Here is a 20,218-nt window from a genome sequence, read left to right as displayed (position 1 = left end):
ACTATTCCCCTATCTTATGATTTATGGCTTGTATAATATTACCTTGCTTACCCCCATCCGCCGGAAATATCAAACGGATCATCGCACCACGACCTTCATAAAAACTCTCCGGTGCATCATGAAGCTCCATGAAACCACCGTGATCTTCAATAACTTTGCGCACAATGGCTAACCCAAGCCCTGTTCCTTTTTCCCGCGTTGTTATATAGGGTTCTAATAACTTTTGTCTTTGCTCTTTAGGAAGTCCTTTCCCGTTATCAACAACATCCACAACTACCCATTCTTCCTGACGATAAGAACGGACAAGAATATGACCGTGAATATTTTCCTCTCGCATAACTGAATCTATGGATTCGCTCGCGTTTTTGATAACATTGCAAAAAGCCTGTACAATGAGACGGTTATCAAATGCCCCCATAAGTGGTAGAGTTCCTAAATCTTGCTCAAAATGAATATCATGTCGCGTCACTTCTATCAAGAAACATGCTTCTCGCAACAATTCTCGTATATCTAAAATATGCATTTTCGGTTTGGGCATACGTGCAAAAGAAGAAAACTCATCAACCATACGTCCAATATCTCCAACCTGCCGAATAATTGTGTCAATACACCGCTCAAAAACCTCTCTATCTTGTGTAATAGCTTTGTTATAACGTTTACGAATGCGTTCAGCGGATAACTGAATAGGTGTAAGAGGATTTTTAATTTCGTGCGCAATACGCCGCGCAATATCCGCCCACGCCGCTGTACGTTGCGCGGCAACAAGGTCTGTAATATCATCAATTGTTAGAACCCAAGATTGCCCCTGTCCATCATCCTCCTCCATCGTAACTTGGACATTACAGACACGCTCTTTTCCTGCAACGTTTAAAGTGACCTGTTCACGATGATTTTTACGATCTAATGAACGCACAAACTGAAAAACCTGCCAAATTTCAGCGCTTAAAGATAAAAGACTTTGTCCAACAACGTGCTCAGAGCGAATATCAAACATCGCTTCAATAGACCGATTGATAATGGTGATATCACCATTATCATCTATCCCCGCTACTCCCGCTGTTACACCCGATAACACTGCTTCAGAAAAACGCCGTCTTTCATCAATTTGATCACGCACTGCAATCAACTCATTACGCCGACTTTTCAATTCATTGACCATATAATTAAAAGTTTTGGATAATTGCCCAATATCTCCATCTTTTGCTCGTACTGGCACGAAAATTTCCATATTTCCAGAAGCAACATCATCGGCAGCACTAATAAGAAGACGAATAGGACGAACTAAGCGATCAGCAACAGCAATAGCAGCCCAAATAGCTGATAAGAATAAACTAAAAAAAAGACACAAATAAAGCATACCAAATGCAATCTGTGTCAGCAGGCGATTTTCATTTAAATCACGATAACGATCTGTATTAACTTCTGTCAAACGCAAAGCAGATAAAACACCTTTATCAACGTCACGCACCAAATATAAAAATGTGTTTGGAATGTTGGTAAATTTTAAAATAATACCAAAATAATCATGAACGCCTGGTTGAAAAGAAAAAGGTCTCGCACTGGTTGCACGTTCAATAAGATGAGAAGGAGGAATTGGCAGTTTATCTTCATCACCAAGAGCACTCGAGACAAAAATAGCGCCGCTAGAACTTAACAAAAATGCACCACGCAAATTGCGTCCTATAGCATGACGTGTCAATTGCATCTTATATTCAGCTGGATTACGTTCTAAGAGTTTTTTGTTATCAAGTGCAAGTGCCATCGCGTAGGATAAATTTTTTAAATTTTGCAGCATTTCATCTGCATAAGCATTTGCTAAATCAATAGAAGAGCCCACAATTTGGCGCGTTGTTGTATCAAACCATCGATCAAGTCCCAAATTTAGTGCTGGACCCGATACAAGAGCTACAGCAACAGCTGGCATTGTCGCAACAAGTGCAAACAATGAAATAAGGCGCACATGAAGACGCGATCCTGCACGCCTTGAACGCCAAGCACGAATGATCGGAATCATCTCATAAAAAACGATGACAATAAGCCCTAAAACCCAAAAACTATTAATCCCTATAAGAATAAGGGTTACTGTTCTACTGGGAACAACAGGAGTTAATCCAATAAGAATAATAAACGAAACAGAGGCCGTAAGTAAAGCCAATACAATAATTGTAATCCCTAAAAAAATATATACCTTACTTAAACGATACAACTCATCGTTATAAGTATTTTTATCTATGTCTTGAAGATTCGTCACAGATGTTATATTCGTCATGAGCTTACATACCCTTATCCCATTATTCTCATATAACCTTTTGTAGCAAAAATTGACAATACTAATACTACATTTAAAATAGGGCAAATACAGTCAATGAGAAAGAACTTCTACATTTTGCAAAATATCTTTAAAATAAACTGCGTTCGACGATACTTTACGAAGGAAATGAGATGCGATTAACAAAACAAACAAATTATGCTCTTCGAATGCTCATGTATTGTGCAGATAATCAGGGAACTCTCTGTCGTGTTCCAGAAATTGCTAAAGCATATGCCGTTTCAGAACTTTTTTTATTTAAAATACTTCAGCTGCTTGTTCAAGCAGGTTTCATACAAACAGTGCGTGGACGCAATGGTGGAGTTAAATTGGCTAAACCTGCAGCAGAGATTTCAGTCGCTGATGTTGTAAAAGTAACAGAGGATAACTTTTCCCTAGCAGAATGTTTCGATACAGCAGAACCGACTTGCCCATTGATAGATTTTTGTGGTTTAAATACCGCACTTCAAAAAGCATTAAATGCTTTTTTTGAGGTGTTATCAGTGATATCTTTGGCTGATCTACAACGCCCCCCCTTTCAAAATCATTTTAAAATTAATGATAAAAGAGTAAACTAGGATTATAATATAAGGAGATTAAGTATTTCTATTGCAGCAATAATATTAGCCGCTGGACGCGGAGAAAGAGCAGAATCTCCACAAAAAATTCCAAAACAATATCGGCTTCTAGGACAAAAGCCGATCATTTATCATACCGTGCATTGTTTTTTGCAGCATCCAGCCATCACAACGATCATCCTCGTTATTCATCCAGAAGATCGTCAAATCTGTGAACAAGCTATTGGCGATTTTAAAGAGCGCCTTATTATCGTTGAAGGAGGTAATACTCGTCAAATTTCTACTTTACATGGACTTCAAGCCCTCAGAAAATTTCATCCAAAATATGTGCATATTCATGATGGTGCACGCCCCTTTATCGATAACAAACTCTTGGATAACATTCATACTACCGTTACTCCTCAAGAAGGTGTTCTTCCTGTTCTGCCCATCTCTGATACCCTTAAACGTATAAATAATCAGCATGTTTTAGAAACAATTCCCCGTACCCATCTTTATAGTGCACAAACTCCACAGTGTTTTCCCTTTGAACATATCTTAGCGGCCCATCAACAAGCAAAGAAATCTTGCAAACAAGAATTCACTGACGATTCTGCAATTGCCGAATGGTTTGGAATTCCTATGCTTACTGTTCTAGGTGACCCTCATAATATAAAAATTACATGGCATGAAGATTTTAATACTGCACATTTATATCTCCAAAAGAAAATGCAAATATTTCCTGATATTCGCACCGGCAATGGTTATGATGTTCATTCTTTTGAGGATGGAGATTTTCTTATATTATGTGGTATAAAAATCCCTTTTCATAAAAAATTAAATGGACACTCCGATGCGGATGTTGCTCTTCATGCATTAACAGATGCCCTTCTTGCAACTCAAGGTGCTGGAGATATCGGTACACATTTTCCTCCTTCTGATCCTCGATGGAAAAATGTATCATCAGAAATTTTTCTTCGTCATGCTCTTGGTATTCTAAAAAAAGCAGGTGGTCGTATCGCCAATGTTGATATCACAATTATCGCTGAAAATCCTAAAATTGGTCCCTATCGTCATGCCATGACAGAAAATCTTATGACAATACTTGCAATGACACCTGATCGAATCTCTATTAAAGCAACAACAAATGAAAAGCTCGGATTTATTGGTCGTGGTGAAGGAATTGCTGCTCTTGCAACAGTAAGCGTTCTTTATCCAGGAGAAATTCCCCAATGACATATTTTTGTGAAAAACAAGCACATGAAGTCCTTAATACCTTTCGTCAAAAAGGTTTGCTGTTAACAACTGTAGAGTCTTGTACAGGAGGGCTCATTGCTGCAAGCCTCACAAATATTGCGGGATCGTCAGATGTTCTTGATTGTGGATTTGTTGTTTATTCAAATGAATCTAAAACACGCTTGGTGGGCGTGTGTGCTGAACTTATAAAAACCTATGGTGCCGTTTCAAAAGAAGTTGCTCTTGCAATGGCTGAAGGTGGATTAAAACATTCACAAGCTGACATTGCAGTTTCTGTAACAGGAATTGCTGGTCCAGGAGGCGCAAGTCTCAATAAACCTATAGGACTTGTGCATTGCGCGGTTGCTTACAAAAATCACTCTCCCCAGCACAAAGAAATGCACTTTGCTCATCTTGAGCGCAATGCTATCCGCTATGCAACTGTTGAAAATGCTTTTAAAATGATTCTGGAAGTGCTTCACTGAATTCCCTACACCAATTTCAAAACTCTCTATTCCAAATTGAGTCTATAATCGTCAATCTTTTGAAAAAAATATCTTATTGTATCATAACTTGGATATATTGAATTAATCAAATTTATTCACTTGCACGCCACAAGAGAAAAAAACTGTATAAATAAAATAATTAAAGAAAGGGACACTCGTACCTCTCTCAAGTGCTACGAGCTGGCGCAATATCTTGAGAGATGGCAAATAAATGGTGCAGGCTGACTTCTTCATAAGTGTACAGATGTGGATTTTATATACTTTTACGAAGGATCTATACTATTTATTATGAGCACTATTATGAAATGGGTATGACGCAAGCATGTTCTATTTGGGCGTTTTGTTTAACGAATGTGCATCCATTAAAAAAGAGAGAAACAAAAGCGTGAAGCTGTGCATCATCTTCATCATTAAAAATGATATTCCTTCAATACGATTTTGAAAGCTGAATTAAAAACAAATAGTAAAGATGGAAACCAGTTTTCACCTTCACGCTGTTATAAGCAATACGTATTGTTAAAAAACAACAGAATAGATTATGTTGCTTCCGAGCCGTAAATCTGATGCGCACGCTTCTCAAAAGCCTCGGTAAATTTACGAAACGCAATATCAAACATTGAGCCCATCACTAATCCAAGCGTTTTACTTTTAAATTCATAATCAATAAAAAACTCTACATTACATGCATTGGTATTTTCAATATCATGAAAGGCCCAACGATTTTCAAGATATTTGAATGGACCATCAATATATTTAACTTCTATCAGACTTTTTTCCCGCTGAAGAAATACTTGAGTCGTAAAAGTTTCACGAATAATCTTATAGCCAACGGTCATATCCGCAAGAAGCAATATTTTTTTCCCATATTCTTTTCGAGAACGTATTATTAAAGCCTCACACATTGGTAAAAATTCAGGATAACGCTCAATATCTGAAACCAGATCAAACATTTCACTGGCACTATGGGTGATCTGCCGATGTATTGTAAAAATCGGCATAATTATCTCTGTAAGGAAAATTTTTCATCACGCGCTTTTTGCAAAATGGCAAAATCATCTCCTGCATGATGAGATGAACGCGTCAGAGGATTGGAAGCCATATGTAAAAATCCTTTTACTTTACCAATCTTGGCAAAAGACTCAAATTCTTCAGGAGGCACAAAACGAACAACTGGATGATGTTTTCGTGTAGGCTGCAAATATTGTCCAATTGTCATAAAGTCAACATCAGCAGCGCGCAAATCATCCATCAATTGCAAAACTTCATTTCGCTCCTCCCCAAGGCCAACCATAATTCCCGATTTTGTAAAAATTGTTGGATCAAGTTCTTTAACACGTTGTAATAAACGAATTGAATGAAAATAACGTGCCCCTGGACGGACCTTCAAATATTTAGAAGGAACAGTTTCTAAGTTATGATTAAAAACATCAGGCTTAGCAGCAACAACAACTTCTAAAGCGCCATCCTTATGACGAAAATCAGGTGTAAGAACTTCAATTGTTGTTTTAGGAGTTTTTTGACGAATCGCATAAATAACTTTTGCAAAATGCTCAGCACCACCATCAACAAGATCATCACGATCAACAGATGTAATGACAACATGTTTTAATTCCATCCGTGCAACAGCATCAGCTACACGTTCTGGCTCATTATCATCAACAGCAAGCGGAATACCTGTTGCAACGTTACAAAAAGCACAAGCACGCGTACATATTTCACCTAAAATCATAAAGCTAGCATGCCTCTGGCTCCAACATTCGCCAATATTAGGACAACCAGCTTCTTCACATACAGTCACTAACTTATGCGTACGTACAATACCATGTGTTTCCTTATAAATTGGTGATGTTGGCGCTTTTACACGAATCCAATCTGGCTTTTTTTGAACGCTTGTATCAGGACGATGTGCCTTTTCAGGATGACGCAAACGTCTATTTGTAACTCTATCAACAACCGTAACCATTTAAGCCTTTGCCTTATAAATACGAAGTAACAATCAAAAATATAAAATTTTTCATACAATCCAATCATCAAGCGTTTAAAACTTGACCATAAGCATCCAATACACTTTCTTTCATCATTTCCGATAAGGTCGGATGTGGAAAGACAGTATGCATTAATTCTTCTTCTGTTGTTTCAAGATTCATAGCAATAACAAAACCCTGTATCAATTCTGTTACCTCAGCCCCTACCATATGGGCCCCGAGAAGCTGTCCTGTTTTTTTATCAAAAATCGTTTTTACTAACCCCTGATCTTCACCCAAAGCAATCGCCTTACCATTCGCAGCAAAAGAATAACGACCAATACGTATATCATAACCTGCTTCTTTTGCAGCCGCTTCTGAAAGCCCTACAGAGGCAACCTGTGGTGTACAATATGTACACCCTGGAATTTTTCTTTTATCAAGCGGATGAGCACTCTTCAAACCTGCAAGATGCTCAATACATATCACACCTTCTTCTTCTGCTTTATGGGCCAACATAGGAGGACCTGCTACATCACCGATAGCATAAATACCCGCAACACCTGTCCAACTCCACTCATCGGTTACAATACACCCACGATCGGTCTTTATTCCCAAAGATTCTAACCCAAGATTCTCAATATTACCCTGCACCCCAACAGCGGAAATCAACCGCTCAACAGTCATTGTCTCTATTTTACCTTGGACATCAATATGTACACTTACAGAATCGGAAGATTTTTCAACCTTTGTTACTTTTGCTTGGCGAAGAATACGTAAACCTTTTTTCTCTAATTGTTTACAAGCAAATGTTGAAATTTCAATATCTTCAGCAGGCATGATATGGGGCATCATCTCAACAACAGTTACTGTCGCCCCCATATCATGATAAAAAGAAGCAAATTCAATGCCTATAGCCCCTGATCCTATGACCAAAAGCGATTTTGGCATTGCGGGCGGTATCATAGCTTCAAAATAAGTCCAAATAAGTTTTCCATCTGGCTCAATACCAGGAAGGACACGAGGACGTGCACCCGTTGCAATAATAATATGCTTTGCTTGATAAGTTCCCTCCCCTAATGTCCCCTTAGGGATTGGATTTTGCGGTTGCATAGCCGGTTTGGAGGATGAAGAAACCATAATTTCTGCCGGCTGGCTTCCTTTCGCTTCTTTAGTAAGCTTTGCTTCACCCCAGATAATATCAATTTTATTTTTTTTCATTAAAAAACCAACACCAGCATTTAAACGTGCTGAAACGCCACGTGAACGTGCCACAACATCTTTGATATTTGCCTCAATTGAACCATTAATTTTTAATCCATAATCTTTTGCATGTTCAGCAAAATGTTTCATTTCCGCTGAACGTAAAAGAGCCTTTGTTGGAATACATCCCCAATTTAAACAAATCCCTCCCAAATGTTCACGTTCAACAATCGCAGTCTTAAAGCCACATTGTGCTGCACGAATTGCGGTCACATATCCTCCTGGACCTGATCCAATCACAATTACATCATAAAGATTTGCCACAGTAATTCCTCCATGGATATATATAAAATGGATATGCATTTTTTGAACTTAAGACTGCAAAACAACATGACAGAATTATCTTATGTCTTTTGCCTAAAGCTTCAGGTAAATGCTTTACCCAAACCAGAAATAGCAATAACATTGCTCTCCGAACTCTTTGAATTTGTTTTTACTCTCTTAACACACTCTCTCACAATTTACGTGAAGAACTGTATAAACAGTTCAAACCAACATTGCTAATGGATTTTCAATCATCTTCTTAAAAGTCTGTGCAAGCTCTGCTGCTAAAGCACCATCGACAGCACGATGATCAGCAGAAAGTGTAACTGACATAACTGTCGCAACCGCCAATGCACCATTTTTAACAACGGCGCGCTGCTCTCCTGCACCAATCGCAAAAATCGTCGCATGCGGTGGATTAAGGATAGCAGAAAAACTTTTCACACCATACATCCCCATATTGGATACAGCTGTTGTTCCGCCCTGATATTCTTCCATTTTTAACTTGCCCTCACGCGCACGCGTTGCAAAATCCTTCATTTCTTTGGAAATAAGCGATAACGGCTTTTCCTCTGCATGGCGAATAATCGGCGTAATCAATCCATTGGGAATAGAAACAGCAACCCCAACATCACAATGTTTATGATGAAGCATTCCGCCTTCAAGCCAAGAGACATTCGCTTCAGGAACCGCTTTCAAAGCAAGTGCGACAGCTTTGATCACCATATCATTAACAGAAAGCTTATAAGTAGGCTGAGTTTCTTCCTGACTTTTAACCATTGGTGCAGCAGTATTCAGTTGTGTACGCAGTGCTAATAGCGCATCAAGTTCACAATCTACCGTTACATAGAAATGTGGGACTTTCTGTTTTGATTCCACCAAACGTGTCGCGATTGTTTTACGCATATTATTATGGGGAGCGAAGCTATATTCATCCTCTTTGAAGAGTTTCAATATCTGTTTGTCCGAAGCACCTGTAGCTGTTAGCTCCCCTATCTGTAATGAATAAGACACTTTAGAAATATCGCTGCTCACAGCTTTTTCTACATCGCGCTTAATAATACGCCCATGCGGACCACTTCCAGAAATAAGGGATAAATCAAGACCTGCCTGAGATGCTAATCGCCGCGCTAAGGGAGAAGCAAAAAGACGAGCTTTCTTTTTATCTTGCTGTATTAATTGCCCAGTTGATGATTCATGAGACATTTTTATTCCCTTTGAGTCCGTCTGTTGCAAAGAATCTGTCTGTTTGATGCTCTCTGGTTCTTGTCTTGTAGAAGAAGAGATTTCTTCTGTAACTTTTGCAGCTTCAGCTAAATCTTCACCTTCTTCTGCTAAAACAACAATTAAAGCATTTACTTTAACGCCTTGCGTTCCAGCAGGAACAACAATTTTAGCAACCCTACCTTCATCAACAGCTTCGACTTCCATTGTCGCTTTATCCGTCTCAATTTCAGCAATAACATCACCAGAGGAAACCTTATCTCCCTCCTTAATATTCCATTTTGTTAAATTTCCCTCTTCCATCGTAGGGGAAAGCGCTGGCATTGTAATTTTAATGGGCATTATGCTTTCCTCCGTTATGCTCTGTATGTCACAGCCTTAACGGCCTCAATAATTTCAGCAGTATTAGGCAAAGCCAACTTTTCAAGATTAGCGGCATAAGGCATCGGAACATCTTTACCAGAAATCGTAGCAATTGGCGCATCAAGATAGTCAAAAGCCTGCTGCATAACACGCGTTGCTATTTCAGTTCCTACGGATGACTGAGGAAATCCCTCTTCAATTGTGACCAAACGACCTGTTTTTTTAACTGAAGAAAGAATTGTTGGAAGATCCATCGGGCGAATGGTTCGTAAATCAATCAATTCAACATCAATACCAAGTTTTTCAATTTCTGGTAACGCTTGAACAGCATAATGCATCCCAATTCCACATGCAACAATTGTCACATCTTGTCCAGACTTATGAATACGTGCCTTACCAATAGGCAAAAGAAAATCATCCAGTTGAGGAACATCAAATTGATGCCCGTACAAAATCTCATTTTCAAGAAAAATAACAGGATTATCATCACGAATAGCCGCTTTCAGCAAACCTTTTGCATCTGCAGCGCTATAAGGCATAACAACTTTCAGACCTGGTATATGACTATACCATGCAGCATAACATTGAGAATGTTGAGCACCAACACGGGCAGCCGCGCCATTGGGACCACGGAAAACCATAGGAGCGGTCATTTGTCCACCAGACATATAACGTGTTTTGGCTGCAGAGTTAATAATTTGATCCATCGCCTGCATCGCAAAATTAAATGTCATAAACTCAACAATGGGACGTAACCCACCAAAAGCAGCCCCGACAGCCAACCCAGCAAAGCCGTGCTCTGTAATGGGGGTATCAATAACTCGGCGTTCTCCGAATTCTTCCAACAAACCTTGACTAACCTTATAGGCGCCTTGATATTGCGCGACTTCTTCCCCCATAAGAAAAACTGTTTCATCACGTCGCATTTCTTCAGCCAAAGCCTGATTAAGCGCTTCACGAACTGTCATTGTAACCATTTGTGTTCCAGCTGGAATATCAAAATCAGGAGGCGTATCAAAAGATGGAGACTGCGGAACTGACGAAGGAAGAGAAAAAGGAGTTTCTTTAGTTTTTTGTGCTGTATCAATAGGTTGCGAAATATCCTCAGCACGCTCACCTTCTTCTAACAAAGTCGCAATAACAGTGTTAACCTTTACGCCTTCTGAACCTTCAGGAATAAAAATTTTACCAAGAGTACCTTCATCAACGGCCTCTACTTCCATTGTCGCCTTATCCGTTTCAATTTCAGCAATAACATCGCCAGAGCTAACCTTATCACCTTCTCTCTTAAGCCATTTAGACAGTTTACCTTCTTCCATGGTTGGCGAAAGCGCCGGCATCAAAATATCAATAGACATACTTGCTTCCCTCGCATCAAACTAAAATATCAGTATAGAGCTCAGAAGCATCTGGCTCTTGATCACTTTGTGCAAAATCTACCGCATCAGCAACAATTGCACGGACCTCTTTCTCAACAGATTTTAAATCGTCTTCGCTCGCCCAATTTTTTTTAAGAATCCGACTTTTTACTTGATCAATCGGATCGTGCTCCTCTTTTATTTTTTGGACTTCTTCCTTGGAACGATATTTTGCTGGATCAGACATGGAATGACCACGATAGCGATAGGTCTGCATATCAAGAATGATCGGTCCTTTACCTGAGCGTGCCCAAGAAATTGCTTCATCAGCAGCTCCTTTTACTGATCGAACATCCATACCGTCAACAACAATACCTGGAATTTCAAAAGAAAGACCACGTCGGGAAAAATCAGTTTCTGCAGATGCACGTGAAACTGATGTTCCCATAGCATACTGATTGTTTTCAATAATATAAACAACGGGAAGCTTCCAAAGTGAAGCCATATTAAAACTCTCGTAAACCTGCCCCTGATTTGCAGCACCATCACCAAAATAAACCAATGTCACATTATCTTTACCAAGATATTGATTCGAAAATGCCAAACCTGAACCAATGGGAACCTGCGCACCAACAATACCATGTCCTCCATAAAAGTTCTTTTCTTTAGAGAACATATGCATCGAGCCACCTTTCCCTTTGGAAAAGCCACCTTGGCGCCCCGTTAATTCTGCCATGACACCACGCGGACTCATCCCAACCGCTAACATATGTCCATGATCACGGTAAGACGTAATAACCTGATCACCTTCTTTTGCCGCTTTCAATGTTCCTATAACAACGGCTTCCTGACCAATATAAAGGTGACAAAATCCCCCAATAAGCCCCATACCATAAAGTTGTCCTGCTTTTTCTTCAAAACGGCGAATTAAAAGCATTTCACGATAAGCATCAATTTCTTCTTCTTTTGTAAAATCTGCTATTGGTGCTTTCTTTGTGGTGCTTGATAATGCAGTGCGCGCCGCCGACGCAGAATTTTTTTTAAGTCGTTCTGCCATATTAAACTCCCTTTTATGATTATTTAGGAATAACCTTTACGAACAAAAGTTACAAGCCTTATCAATCGGCTTAAACAATATCATTGCTGATTGTTGTTTAAATTAAGCGATTTGTCATTTACCTTTGGTATCATTTCAAGGTATTAAGATTGTCAATTCATTTGGCTTAGAAAAGTTCAAATTCTTTCGGACATACTCATCCAACATATCTTTTTCTATATGCCCATTGCGTAAAAGAGAAATACGCTTTTCCATGAATATCCGCTCAGCTTCTATTTTATGAAGCTCCTTTTCTAATTCGCTAATATGCTGATTAACTTCACTGCGTGAATACAATCCATACTCACCATGATAAATGTGGTAACTGAAATAGCTTAAGACTCCCACCGTCATAAGAGGTAGTACAAAGCGTACTTTGATTGATCGACGTTTCTGCTTTGTCCACATAAAATAGCACAGTCTTTACAGCACAAATTTCTTAATAATCAGCCCAACTATGCACGATTTTGATTAATACCTCATTACCAAATCTACACTAAATAATCTTATTATGTTCAATTCCCCCCTTAAGACAATCAAAGTAAGCTGTATGCCCCCTTTTTGTATTACAAATATTGGATATCCACTAATTTGTAGATTTTTTCCCAAAATTTCCTGTTAAAATAAAGATAAAATCAATCAATGCCCAAGGTATGGTTATAAAAAAGCCGAGTCCAAAAAATATCAACCCTATAAAAAATAACATTGCTATTAAACTTATAAAAAGCATTACGATACCCGTTCCAACTTTACCAACCATAAAGCGATGAATTCCAAATGCACCTAAACATAAGCAAACAATTGCTAGCAGCACTTTCGATTTTTGTGACCGACCTTTAGTCAAGATAGGAAAAACAGATTTAATGGCATCTCCTTCACAGACAAAATCAACCATATCACCAACCTTCGGCGGCTTTTTTCCTGACCAGCTCCTATTCGCAAATTGATAGCGCTTACCATCAGCACCTGAAACAAAATAATTTCCCTGATCCTGACTAATAATCTTACCTTTCATCTTCACCACCTCTAAAATTGTTATTCATAAGAAAGTTTTTCTTCTAATATGATAATATGTTAAATAAATCTCACTGCATGAATACGATCTGTACTCACCGTGATATATGACAATTTAAAAAGCTAAAAATCCCCCAACAATTTAAAATTCCCGCAATTATTAAATGACAATATAAAGCACGCTGTTCGATTTGTACTTTTGCTTTTTATAAGAAATATTATCTTAATTTTCAATATTTTTATTAAAATATTTATAATTTTATTTAATATTTAAAATATATACTAACTAATTTACATTGTTAAATTAATATATTTATTGATATTATACTTTTATATGATTGCTACCACTTTGTAATTTTATTGCCATTTGCATCCCTAAAATGCCCAGATAAAATAACGATAAAATCAATCAATGCCCAAGGTACAGTTATAAGCCCCCCTAACCCCAGAGACATTATAGTTATAAGAAACATAGCAAGAGCCGTTCCCAGTTTATTCGCCATAAAGCGGTGAATCCCAAAAGCCCCGAAAAAAAAGCTTAAGATTGCCAAAGCCAACCTTGATTGTTCTAATATTTTTCGATGAAAAATAGGGATAACAGACTTAATGCTATCTCCTTCACATACAAAATCAATCGCATCATCTATATTAGGCGCTTTTTTTCCTAACCAATCCTCACGCAAAAATTGGTAACGCTTGCCATCATCTCCCGAAACGAGATAAGCCTCTCGATCACGACCAATAATCTTACCTTTCATCCTTGCCCACCTATAAAGCTGCTCCTTATGTGTTATTCATAAAGAGATTATTTCTAATTCAATAATATGCGGATTAACCTCACGGTATAAATAAAACGCATAAAAACTATGATAAACGTGTAATTGAAATAAGTTTGAAGCCCCCCCAATAATCTAATATTTCCCGCTGCTATAAGCTGCAACCTAAAGTACGCTGTAATTGATTTGCGCCTTTGTATTACCCATATAAAATAGCACTGTCCTTTTCAATATTTTTATTCAACTGTGCATAGTTTTTTAATCTCTCCTTAAAAAAGTATAGAGACATAGTTCGGCATTAATCAACTTAATATATTGATCGAAATAAAAAGTAAACTTTATTATTTTCTTTTTATTGTAAAATTTTCACAAATCTGTAATCTGATTCCCATCTTTATCCGTAAATTTTCCAGCAATAATGAGTATAAAATCAACAATCGCCCAAATACCGGTAATCATCAATCCAAACAATGATAAAGATAAAACGAGCATTAAAGTACCCGTCCGAACTCTCCCAACCATAAAGCGATGAACACCAAAGATACCTGCAACCCAACAAAGAAGTGCAAACATTATCTTTGAGTTCTCTGTACCTGATCTCAACAATGGAAAAACAGAACTGACAACACCCCCTTCATAGACAAAATCAACAGTATCACCAATCCTTGGTGGTTTCTTTCCCAACCAATCCCAAGTCGCAAACTGATAACGCTTACCGTCATCACCCGAAACGAGATACATTCCTTGATCTTGAGTAATAATTATACCTCTCATCTTAATCCCTATAAACTTAAATACCTATAAAATTACTGAGTACATGTCTTTGATAAGAAATCTCAATTTCATAATCTAAATAATATCATACTCTCACACTTTGTGCTCACAACTATCAACGATATACATCACCAGCATAACGCGCTTGGGCTCCCAGTATTTCTTCAATACGAATAAGTTGATTGTATTTGGCTAATCTATCCGAACGTGCAAGAGAACCTGTTTTAATTTGTCCACAATTCGTTGCAACTGCAAGATCTGCAATGAAAGAATCCTCTGTTTCGCCTGAACGATGAGATATAATGGCACGATAACCTGCTTTATGTGCTACTTCTACAGCATCAAGTGTTTCACTCAATGTACCAATTTGATTAACTTTTATGAGAATAGAATTGCCTACCCCCATTTTGATACCATCACGCAAACGTGCTGAATTCGTTACAAACAAATCATCGCCAACAAGCTGACATTTTTCTCCAATTGTGTCAGTAAGTAGCTTCCAACCTTCCCAATCATCCTCTGCCATTCCATCTTCAATTGTAATAATAGGATAATTTTTCACAAGCTGCGCTAAATAATCTACCTGCTCTTGGGTGTCACGGCATTTCCCCTCACCTTTATAAAAATACGAACCATTTTTATAAAATTCTGTTGAAGCACAGTCTAAACCAATGGCAATTTGTTCACCTGGTTTATAGCCACATGCCATGATAGATTCCATAATAAAATCAATTGCTTGATCAGCACTTTTAAATTGAGGTGCAAAACCACCTTCATCACCAACATTGGTATTATAACCCGCATCTTTTAAAAGCTTTTTCAATGTATGGAAAACCTCAGCGCCATAACGGATAGCTTCTTTTACAGTAGGAGCTCCTATAGGAATAATCATAAACTCTTGAAAATCAATCAAGTTATCAGCATGAACGCCACCATTAATAACATTCATCATAGGTGTTGGAAGAATATGTGCTTGTGTACCACCAATATAACGATACAAAGGTAAATTTAATGAATCCGCCGCTGCTTTTGCAACCGCTAATGAAACACCAAGAAGTGCATTGGCACCAAGACGGGCTTTATTTGGCGTTCCATCCAAAGCAATCATTGCTTGATCAATAGCGATTTGATTTGTTGCATCTCGCCCACCAAGTTCTTCAAGAATTTCGCCATTGACTGCAGAAACCGCTTTTTCAACACCTTTCCCTTGATAACGCAAACCACCATCACGAAGTTCTATAGCCTCATGGGCTCCCGTTGAGGCTCCCGATGGAACCAGAGCACGACCAAAAGCCCCATTTTCCAAATGAACATCAACTTCTACCGTTGGATTACCACGGCTATCAAGAACTTCACGCCCAATGATATCGACAATTATAGTCATATATGTTTCCTTATCCAACAAAAGTCGCGATTCATTTATAATGCCCTATTAATGAAATATTTTTTCTCTTCTCAACTCAACTTTTTTGACAGATAATCAAATTCCATTAAAGTCTCAAGCAATCTTTGTAAATCATCAATTTTAATCATATTGGGTCCATCAGAAGGTGCATTATCTGGATCTTGATGTGTTTCTAAAAAAATACCTGCGACCCCAACAGAAACAGCCGCACGCGCTAAAATTTCAACAAATTGACGCTGTCCACCAGATGAAGCCCCCTGCCCCCCAGGTTCTTGAACAGAATGTGTTGCGTCAAAAATAACAGGAGCTCCAAATGAACGTAAAATAGGCAACGAACGCATATCAGAAACAAGCCGGTTATAACCAAATGACGTGCCTCGCTCACAAAGCATAACATTCGGATTACCACTGAAAACAACCTTTTTTAAAACATTCTCCATGTCCCACGGCGCTAAAAACTGACCTTTTTTAATGTTAATAACACACCCTGTTTTAGCAGCTGCTACCAAAAGATCTGTTTGACGACATAAAAAAGCCGGTATTTGTAAAATATCGACCGTAGAAGAAACAATTGCACATTGATCTTCTGTATGCACATCCGTTAATATGGGACAATCAAACTCTTTTTTTAAATCAGAAAAAATAGCCATTGCTTTTTCAAGACCAATACCACGTGCTGCACTCAAAGAGGTTCTGTTGGCTTTATCGTAACTTGATTTATAAACAAACCCCATACCAACCTGATCGGTAATGGTTTTAATACGACCAGCCATTTCAAAAGCATGATCACGACTTTCCATCTGACACGGCCCTGCAATTAATGAAAGAGGCATTTCATTTGAAAAAATCATATTTCCAACTTTCACACGGGCATTTGGTTTAGTCATTTTATCCCTCAAAAGCAAAGTAATCCAATTTATGCATTAAACCAATCGACTTTGTTCTACAGCGGCTTCAATAAAAGAAGAAAAAAGCGGATGTGGATCAAAAGGACGAGATTTTAATTCTGGATGATATTGAACACCAATAAACCATGGATGATCTACATATTCTATCGTTTCTGGTAAAATACCATCAGGAGACATCCCAGAAAAAATCAAACCACACTGTTCTAACTTATCCTTATAATCAATATTGACCTCATAACGATGACGATGTCGCTCGACAATCTTGGTCATCCCATAAATTTGAGCAATATGACTCTCTTCTTTTAATTCAGCAGCAAAAGCACCAAGGCGCATTGAACCGCCGAGATCACCATTTCTTGTACGTTTTTCAAGAACGTCCCCTTTAAGCCATTCTGTCATTAAACCTACAATTGGATTGTCTGTTTCGCAAAACTCGCTTGATGAAGCATTCTCAATCTGTGCAATATTGCGCGCAGCTTCTATACAAGCTAATTGCATCCCAAAACAAATCCCTAAAAATGGAACTTTACGCTCTCGCGCAAATTGAATTGCTCGAATCTTCCCTTCTGCCCCTCGTGCCCCAAAAGCACCTGGAACCAAAATTCCATGGGCTTTTTGTAAAGATGAAACAGAATCTTCTTTTTCAAAAAGCTCCGAATCAATCCACTCAATATTAACCTTCACTCTATTCGCTAAACCACCATGCGCAATCGCTTCAATCAGAGATTTATAAGCATCCTTTAAGCCCGTATATTTTCCCACAACAGCAATCGTAACTTCTCCTTCAGGATGGTGAATACGATGCGTAATATCTTCCCAACGACCCATCTTGGGGGAAGGTGCCGAATCGATTCCAAAAGCGCAAAGAACTTCAGAGTCCAAACCTTCCTTATGGTATGCCATAGGAACATCATAAATTGTTGGCATATCTAATGCCTGAATGACTGCATTGGAGCGAACATTGCAAAAAAGTGATAATTTGCACCGTTCTGTTTCTGGAATAGATCGATCTGCACGTACAAGCAAAATATCAGGAGAAATACCAACTGCTTGCAATTCTTTGACAGAATGTTGTGTTGGTTTCGTTTTTAATTCACCTGCCGAAGGAATATAAGGCATTAATGTGAGATGGACATAAACGACATTTTGTCTCGGTAGCTCATTGCGAAGCTGACGAATCGCTTCTAGAAAAGGCATTGCTTCAATATCACCAACCGTTCCACCTATCTCACACAAAACAAAATCAAATTCTTCATTTCCCATCGTAATGAATCTCTTAATTTCATCCGTAACATGAGGAATAACTTGGACTGTTGCCCCCAAATAATCACCACGCCGCTCTCGTTCAATGATATTGCGATAAATACGCCCTGTTGTAATACTATCTTGGCTATTTGCAGAACGCCCAGTAAAACGCTCATAATGACCAAGATCAAGATCTGTTTCTGCACCATCATCGGTCACAAATACTTCACCATGTTGATAAGGTGACATCGTACCTGGATCAACATTTAAATAAGGATCAAGTTTGCGAAGACGTACGCGATAGCCACGAGCCTGTAATAACGCCGCTAACGCCGCCGCTGCGATGCCTTTTCCAAGGGAAGAAACCACACCACCAGTAATAAAAACATAACGTGCCATGGGCTTATGGTGATAAGCAATTTATAATGATTTTTCCAGCAAAAAATGCAAAAAGAAACAATTTTTCTTCTAAAATAAAAAAGGCGAAAAAAATCACCTTTTTTAAAAAGTCTATGTTTTCTTAAAAAACTATTTTGTACTGTTATCTGGAACTGTATTTTCAAGAACCTGAGGAACTGGACTTTCTGCTTCAGGATTTGTGGACTGTTTCTGTTCCTGCGGGGAATGCGAAGTGCCTCCTAGCTGTTCAAGAATAGAAGGGGAAGACTCACCATCTGATGATGGGACTGATCCTGAGCCTTTATTGGTAGAATTCTGCTCTGAATTAACCGGTATACGCTTTAAAATATCAGAACTAGAATTTGATATATTACTCACCACGGTAAGTCCAATAGACACAACAAAAAAACAACAGGCTAAAATAGCAGTTAAACGTGTTAAAGGGTTTCGAGATCCACGAGTTTTCATCAACCCTGAGCTATTACTCACACCTAACCCACCACCTTCTGAAGGTTGAATTAATATAACACCAACCAAAGTAATCACAATCAAAAAATGAATAACTATAAGTACTGTTTGCATAAACCCTGCTCTTCAAATAACTCTTTAATAGCTATTTACACATAAATAACGCACAATCCAAGGGGAAACTCAAATTTCTCTGCTATAGTTTACGACAAACATCGCAAATAGTTAAAAAATCAATCGCTTTTAAGCTTGCTCCACCTATCAAAGCACCATTAACATGAGCAATGCTTAAAAGCTCAAATGCATTGGATGGCTTTACGGATCCACCATAAAGCAAACGTATCTTATTGCCTTCATTACCAAAACGAGAGCGCACCTTATCTCGAATGAAATGATGTACTTTTGCAATATCTTCTGGAGTCGCTGTATTGCCGGTGCCTATCGCCCAAACTGGTTCATAAGCGATAATGGTATTCTCTGCTGTTGCATCATCTGGTAAAGATTTTTCGAGCTGCTGCGTGAGAATATCCAGCACTTTATTATTATTACGCTCCTCCAATGTTTCACCAATACATACAAGAGCCACAAGACCTGCTCGCCACGCAGCTTGCACTTTGGCACAGACAATCGCATCATTTTCTTGATACACTGTACGACGTTCTGAATGCCCAATAATAACATGACTTGCTCCCGCTTCTTTAAGCATAAAAGCTGAAATATCTCCAGTATAAGGACCATGATCATCAAAATGACAATTTTGTCCTCCCAAAAGGAGATTTTCACCATTCAGCGTATTAGAAGCACGCGATAAAAGCGTTGCTGGAACACAAATTAGGGCTTCAAATAGATGACCTAGATCAGAGCTAACGCCTGTAGCAATAGCACGCAACTCTCCAAGCGATTCACTCGTTCCATTCATTTTCCAATTTCCAGCAAGAAAAGGCCGAATATTTTGAGACATATTTTTACCTCAAGAGCTCTTACAATACATTGTTTATCTGTAGTTACCAAATTATAAAATGAAAGCAAGTCTTTAAAGCTTGCATCTTTCATCTCTTTATTGCAAATTCCATTCCAGCTTTGATAATAA

Annotated in this window: 19 protein-coding genes; 3 read left to right on the top strand and 16 right to left on the bottom strand. The window is 38.4% G+C overall.

Annotated elements, in window-relative coordinates:
• Nucleotide 1: 1 nt before the first annotated feature.
• Nucleotides 2–2,269, bottom strand: a complete 2,268-nt coding sequence (locus ACFIJJ_RS02265) for an ATP-binding protein (protein ID WP_375622153.1) — start codon at nt 2,267–2,269, stop codon at nt 2–4.
• Between the two features lie 173 nt (nt 2,270–2,442).
• Between ACFIJJ_RS02265 and rirA the strand changes: the two genes are divergently transcribed.
• The 3 genes from rirA to ACFIJJ_RS02250 are packed head-to-tail and all read left to right on the top strand — an operon-like array spanning nt 2,443 to nt 4,586.
• Entirely contained in the window at nt 2,443–2,886 is a 444-nt protein-coding gene (gene rirA / locus ACFIJJ_RS02260; protein ID WP_375622154.1) for an iron-responsive transcriptional regulator RirA, read from the top strand.
• A 24-nt stretch (nt 2,887–2,910) separates the two neighbouring features.
• Nucleotides 2,911–4,101 carry a bifunctional 2-C-methyl-D-erythritol 4-phosphate cytidylyltransferase/2-C-methyl-D-erythritol 2,4-cyclodiphosphate synthase gene (locus ACFIJJ_RS02255; RefSeq protein ID WP_375622328.1) on the top strand — a complete coding sequence of 397 codons (1,191 nt, stop codon included), beginning with the start codon at nt 2,911–2,913 and terminating at the stop codon, nt 4,099–4,101.
• Nucleotides 4,098–4,586: a CinA family protein gene (locus ACFIJJ_RS02250; RefSeq protein WP_375622155.1), complete on the top strand. Its 489-nt coding sequence runs from the start codon at nt 4,098–4,100 to the stop codon at nt 4,584–4,586. The genes ACFIJJ_RS02255 and ACFIJJ_RS02250 overlap by 4 nt, the downstream gene beginning before the upstream one ends.
• Before the next feature lie 557 nt (nt 4,587–5,143).
• On the opposite strand, the gene ACFIJJ_RS02245 is transcribed toward ACFIJJ_RS02250, so the two are convergent.
• The 15 genes from ACFIJJ_RS02245 to tpiA all read right to left on the bottom strand — a co-directional run bounded on the left by ACFIJJ_RS02245 (nt 5,144) and on the right by tpiA (nt 20,089).
• Nucleotides 5,144–5,605, bottom strand: a complete 462-nt coding sequence (locus tag ACFIJJ_RS02245) for a type II toxin-antitoxin system RatA family toxin (protein ID WP_375645796.1) — start codon at nt 5,603–5,605, stop codon at nt 5,144–5,146.
• Between the two features lie 2 nt (nt 5,606–5,607).
• Nucleotides 5,608–6,570 (bottom strand): lipoyl synthase, encoded by a 963-nt coding sequence (lipA, locus tag ACFIJJ_RS02240; protein WP_375645795.1) that lies wholly within the window; start codon nt 6,568–6,570, stop codon nt 5,608–5,610.
• A gap of 67 nt (nt 6,571–6,637) precedes the next feature.
• On the bottom strand, nt 6,638–8,098 hold the full coding sequence (lpdA, locus tag ACFIJJ_RS02235; protein WP_375645794.1) for a dihydrolipoyl dehydrogenase: 1,461 nt from the start codon (nt 8,096–8,098) through the stop codon (nt 6,638–6,640).
• 222 nt (nt 8,099–8,320) lie between these two features.
• Nucleotides 8,321–9,664, bottom strand: coding sequence for a pyruvate dehydrogenase complex dihydrolipoamide acetyltransferase (locus ACFIJJ_RS02230; RefSeq protein WP_375645793.1), 1,344 nt, complete (start codon nt 9,662–9,664; stop codon nt 8,321–8,323).
• A gap of 14 nt (nt 9,665–9,678) precedes the next feature.
• Nucleotides 9,679–11,043, bottom strand: a complete 1,365-nt coding sequence (locus tag ACFIJJ_RS02225) for a pyruvate dehydrogenase complex E1 component subunit beta (protein WP_375622160.1) — start codon at nt 11,041–11,043, stop codon at nt 9,679–9,681.
• A gap of 16 nt (nt 11,044–11,059) precedes the next feature.
• Nucleotides 11,060–12,100: a pyruvate dehydrogenase (acetyl-transferring) E1 component subunit alpha gene (gene pdhA / locus ACFIJJ_RS02220; protein WP_375611269.1), complete on the bottom strand. Its 1,041-nt coding sequence runs from the start codon at nt 12,098–12,100 to the stop codon at nt 11,060–11,062.
• Nucleotides 12,101–12,235: 135 nt separating this feature from the next.
• The gene (locus ACFIJJ_RS02215; RefSeq protein WP_012754998.1) at nt 12,236–12,547 is read right to left on the bottom strand and encodes a septum formation initiator family protein; all 312 of its coding nucleotides are present in this window, start codon (nt 12,545–12,547) and stop codon (nt 12,236–12,238) included.
• Between the two features lie 178 nt (nt 12,548–12,725).
• Nucleotides 12,726–13,154 carry an NINE protein gene (locus tag ACFIJJ_RS02210; RefSeq protein ID WP_375645791.1) on the bottom strand — a complete coding sequence of 143 codons (429 nt, stop codon included), beginning with the start codon at nt 13,152–13,154 and terminating at the stop codon, nt 12,726–12,728.
• Between the two features lie 340 nt (nt 13,155–13,494).
• A complete protein-coding gene (locus ACFIJJ_RS02205; RefSeq protein ID WP_375645790.1) occupies nt 13,495–13,911 on the bottom strand; it encodes a TM2 domain-containing protein in 417 nt (138 codons plus the stop codon).
• Nucleotides 13,912–14,295: 384 nt separating this feature from the next.
• The gene (locus tag ACFIJJ_RS02200; protein ID WP_375611266.1) at nt 14,296–14,703 is read right to left on the bottom strand and encodes an NINE protein; all 408 of its coding nucleotides are present in this window, start codon (nt 14,701–14,703) and stop codon (nt 14,296–14,298) included.
• A 115-nt stretch (nt 14,704–14,818) separates the two neighbouring features.
• A complete protein-coding gene (gene eno / locus ACFIJJ_RS02195) occupies nt 14,819–16,087 on the bottom strand; it encodes a phosphopyruvate hydratase (RefSeq protein WP_375645789.1) in 1,269 nt (422 codons plus the stop codon).
• A gap of 71 nt (nt 16,088–16,158) precedes the next feature.
• Entirely contained in the window at nt 16,159–16,995 is an 837-nt protein-coding gene (gene kdsA, locus ACFIJJ_RS02190; protein ID WP_375622163.1) for a 3-deoxy-8-phosphooctulonate synthase, read from the bottom strand.
• Between the two features lie 36 nt (nt 16,996–17,031).
• The gene (locus ACFIJJ_RS02185; RefSeq protein WP_375645787.1) at nt 17,032–18,660 is read right to left on the bottom strand and encodes a CTP synthase; all 1,629 of its coding nucleotides are present in this window, start codon (nt 18,658–18,660) and stop codon (nt 17,032–17,034) included.
• Between the two features lie 129 nt (nt 18,661–18,789).
• The gene (gene secG / locus ACFIJJ_RS02180) at nt 18,790–19,242 is read right to left on the bottom strand and encodes a preprotein translocase subunit SecG (protein WP_375622165.1); all 453 of its coding nucleotides are present in this window, start codon (nt 19,240–19,242) and stop codon (nt 18,790–18,792) included.
• Between the two features lie 82 nt (nt 19,243–19,324).
• The gene (gene tpiA, locus ACFIJJ_RS02175) at nt 19,325–20,089 is read right to left on the bottom strand and encodes a triose-phosphate isomerase (protein ID WP_375645786.1); all 765 of its coding nucleotides are present in this window, start codon (nt 20,087–20,089) and stop codon (nt 19,325–19,327) included.
• Nucleotides 20,090–20,218: the final 129 nt, after the last annotated feature.

Source organism: Bartonella sp. TT29SHDZB (assembly GCF_042193395.1).
Lineage (GTDB): Bacteria > Pseudomonadota > Alphaproteobacteria > Rhizobiales > Rhizobiaceae > Bartonella.
The sequence above is the reverse complement of the archived record's forward strand: the minus strand, read 5'-3'. Positions and strand labels throughout refer to the sequence as shown.

Bases quoted from the DNA above. Each gene is read 5' to 3' on its own strand.
- ACFIJJ_RS02225 (WP_375622160.1), bottom strand. From the start codon at position 11,043: ATGTCTATTGATATTTTGATGCCGGCGCTTTCGCCAACCATGGAAGAA.
- pdhA (WP_375611269.1), bottom strand. From the start codon at position 12,100: ATGGCAGAACGACTTAAAAAAAATTCTGCGTCGGCGGCGCGCACTGCA.
- tpiA (WP_375645786.1), bottom strand. From the start codon at position 20,089: ATGTCTCAAAATATTCGGCCTTTTCTTGCTGGAAATTGGAAAATGAAT.
- ACFIJJ_RS02245 (WP_375645796.1), bottom strand. From the start codon at position 5,605: ATGCCGATTTTTACAATACATCGGCAGATCACCCATAGTGCCAGTGAA.
- ACFIJJ_RS02205 (WP_375645790.1), bottom strand. From the start codon at position 13,911: ATGAAAGGTAAGATTATTGGTCGTGATCGAGAGGCTTATCTCGTTTCG.
- ACFIJJ_RS02265 (WP_375622153.1), bottom strand. From the start codon at position 2,269: ATGACGAATATAACATCTGTGACGAATCTTCAAGACATAGATAAAAAT.
- ACFIJJ_RS02230 (WP_375645793.1), bottom strand. From the start codon at position 9,664: ATGCCCATTAAAATTACAATGCCAGCGCTTTCCCCTACGATGGAAGAG.
- ACFIJJ_RS02215 (WP_012754998.1), bottom strand. From the start codon at position 12,547: ATGTGGACAAAGCAGAAACGTCGATCAATCAAAGTACGCTTTGTACTA.
- ACFIJJ_RS02250 (WP_375622155.1), top strand. From the start codon at position 4,098: ATGACATATTTTTGTGAAAAACAAGCACATGAAGTCCTTAATACCTTT.
- ACFIJJ_RS02200 (WP_375611266.1), bottom strand. From the start codon at position 14,703: ATGAGAGGTATAATTATTACTCAAGATCAAGGAATGTATCTCGTTTCG.
- rirA (WP_375622154.1), top strand. From the start codon at position 2,443: ATGCGATTAACAAAACAAACAAATTATGCTCTTCGAATGCTCATGTAT.
- lipA (WP_375645795.1), bottom strand. From the start codon at position 6,570: ATGGTTACGGTTGTTGATAGAGTTACAAATAGACGTTTGCGTCATCCT.
- secG (WP_375622165.1), bottom strand. From the start codon at position 19,242: ATGCAAACAGTACTTATAGTTATTCATTTTTTGATTGTGATTACTTTG.
- eno (WP_375645789.1), bottom strand. From the start codon at position 16,087: ATGACTATAATTGTCGATATCATTGGGCGTGAAGTTCTTGATAGCCGT.
- ACFIJJ_RS02210 (WP_375645791.1), bottom strand. From the start codon at position 13,154: ATGAAAGGTAAGATTATTAGTCAGGATCAGGGAAATTATTTTGTTTCA.
- kdsA (WP_375622163.1), bottom strand. From the start codon at position 16,995: ATGACTAAACCAAATGCCCGTGTGAAAGTTGGAAATATGATTTTTTCA.
- ACFIJJ_RS02185 (WP_375645787.1), bottom strand. From the start codon at position 18,660: ATGGCACGTTATGTTTTTATTACTGGTGGTGTGGTTTCTTCCCTTGGA.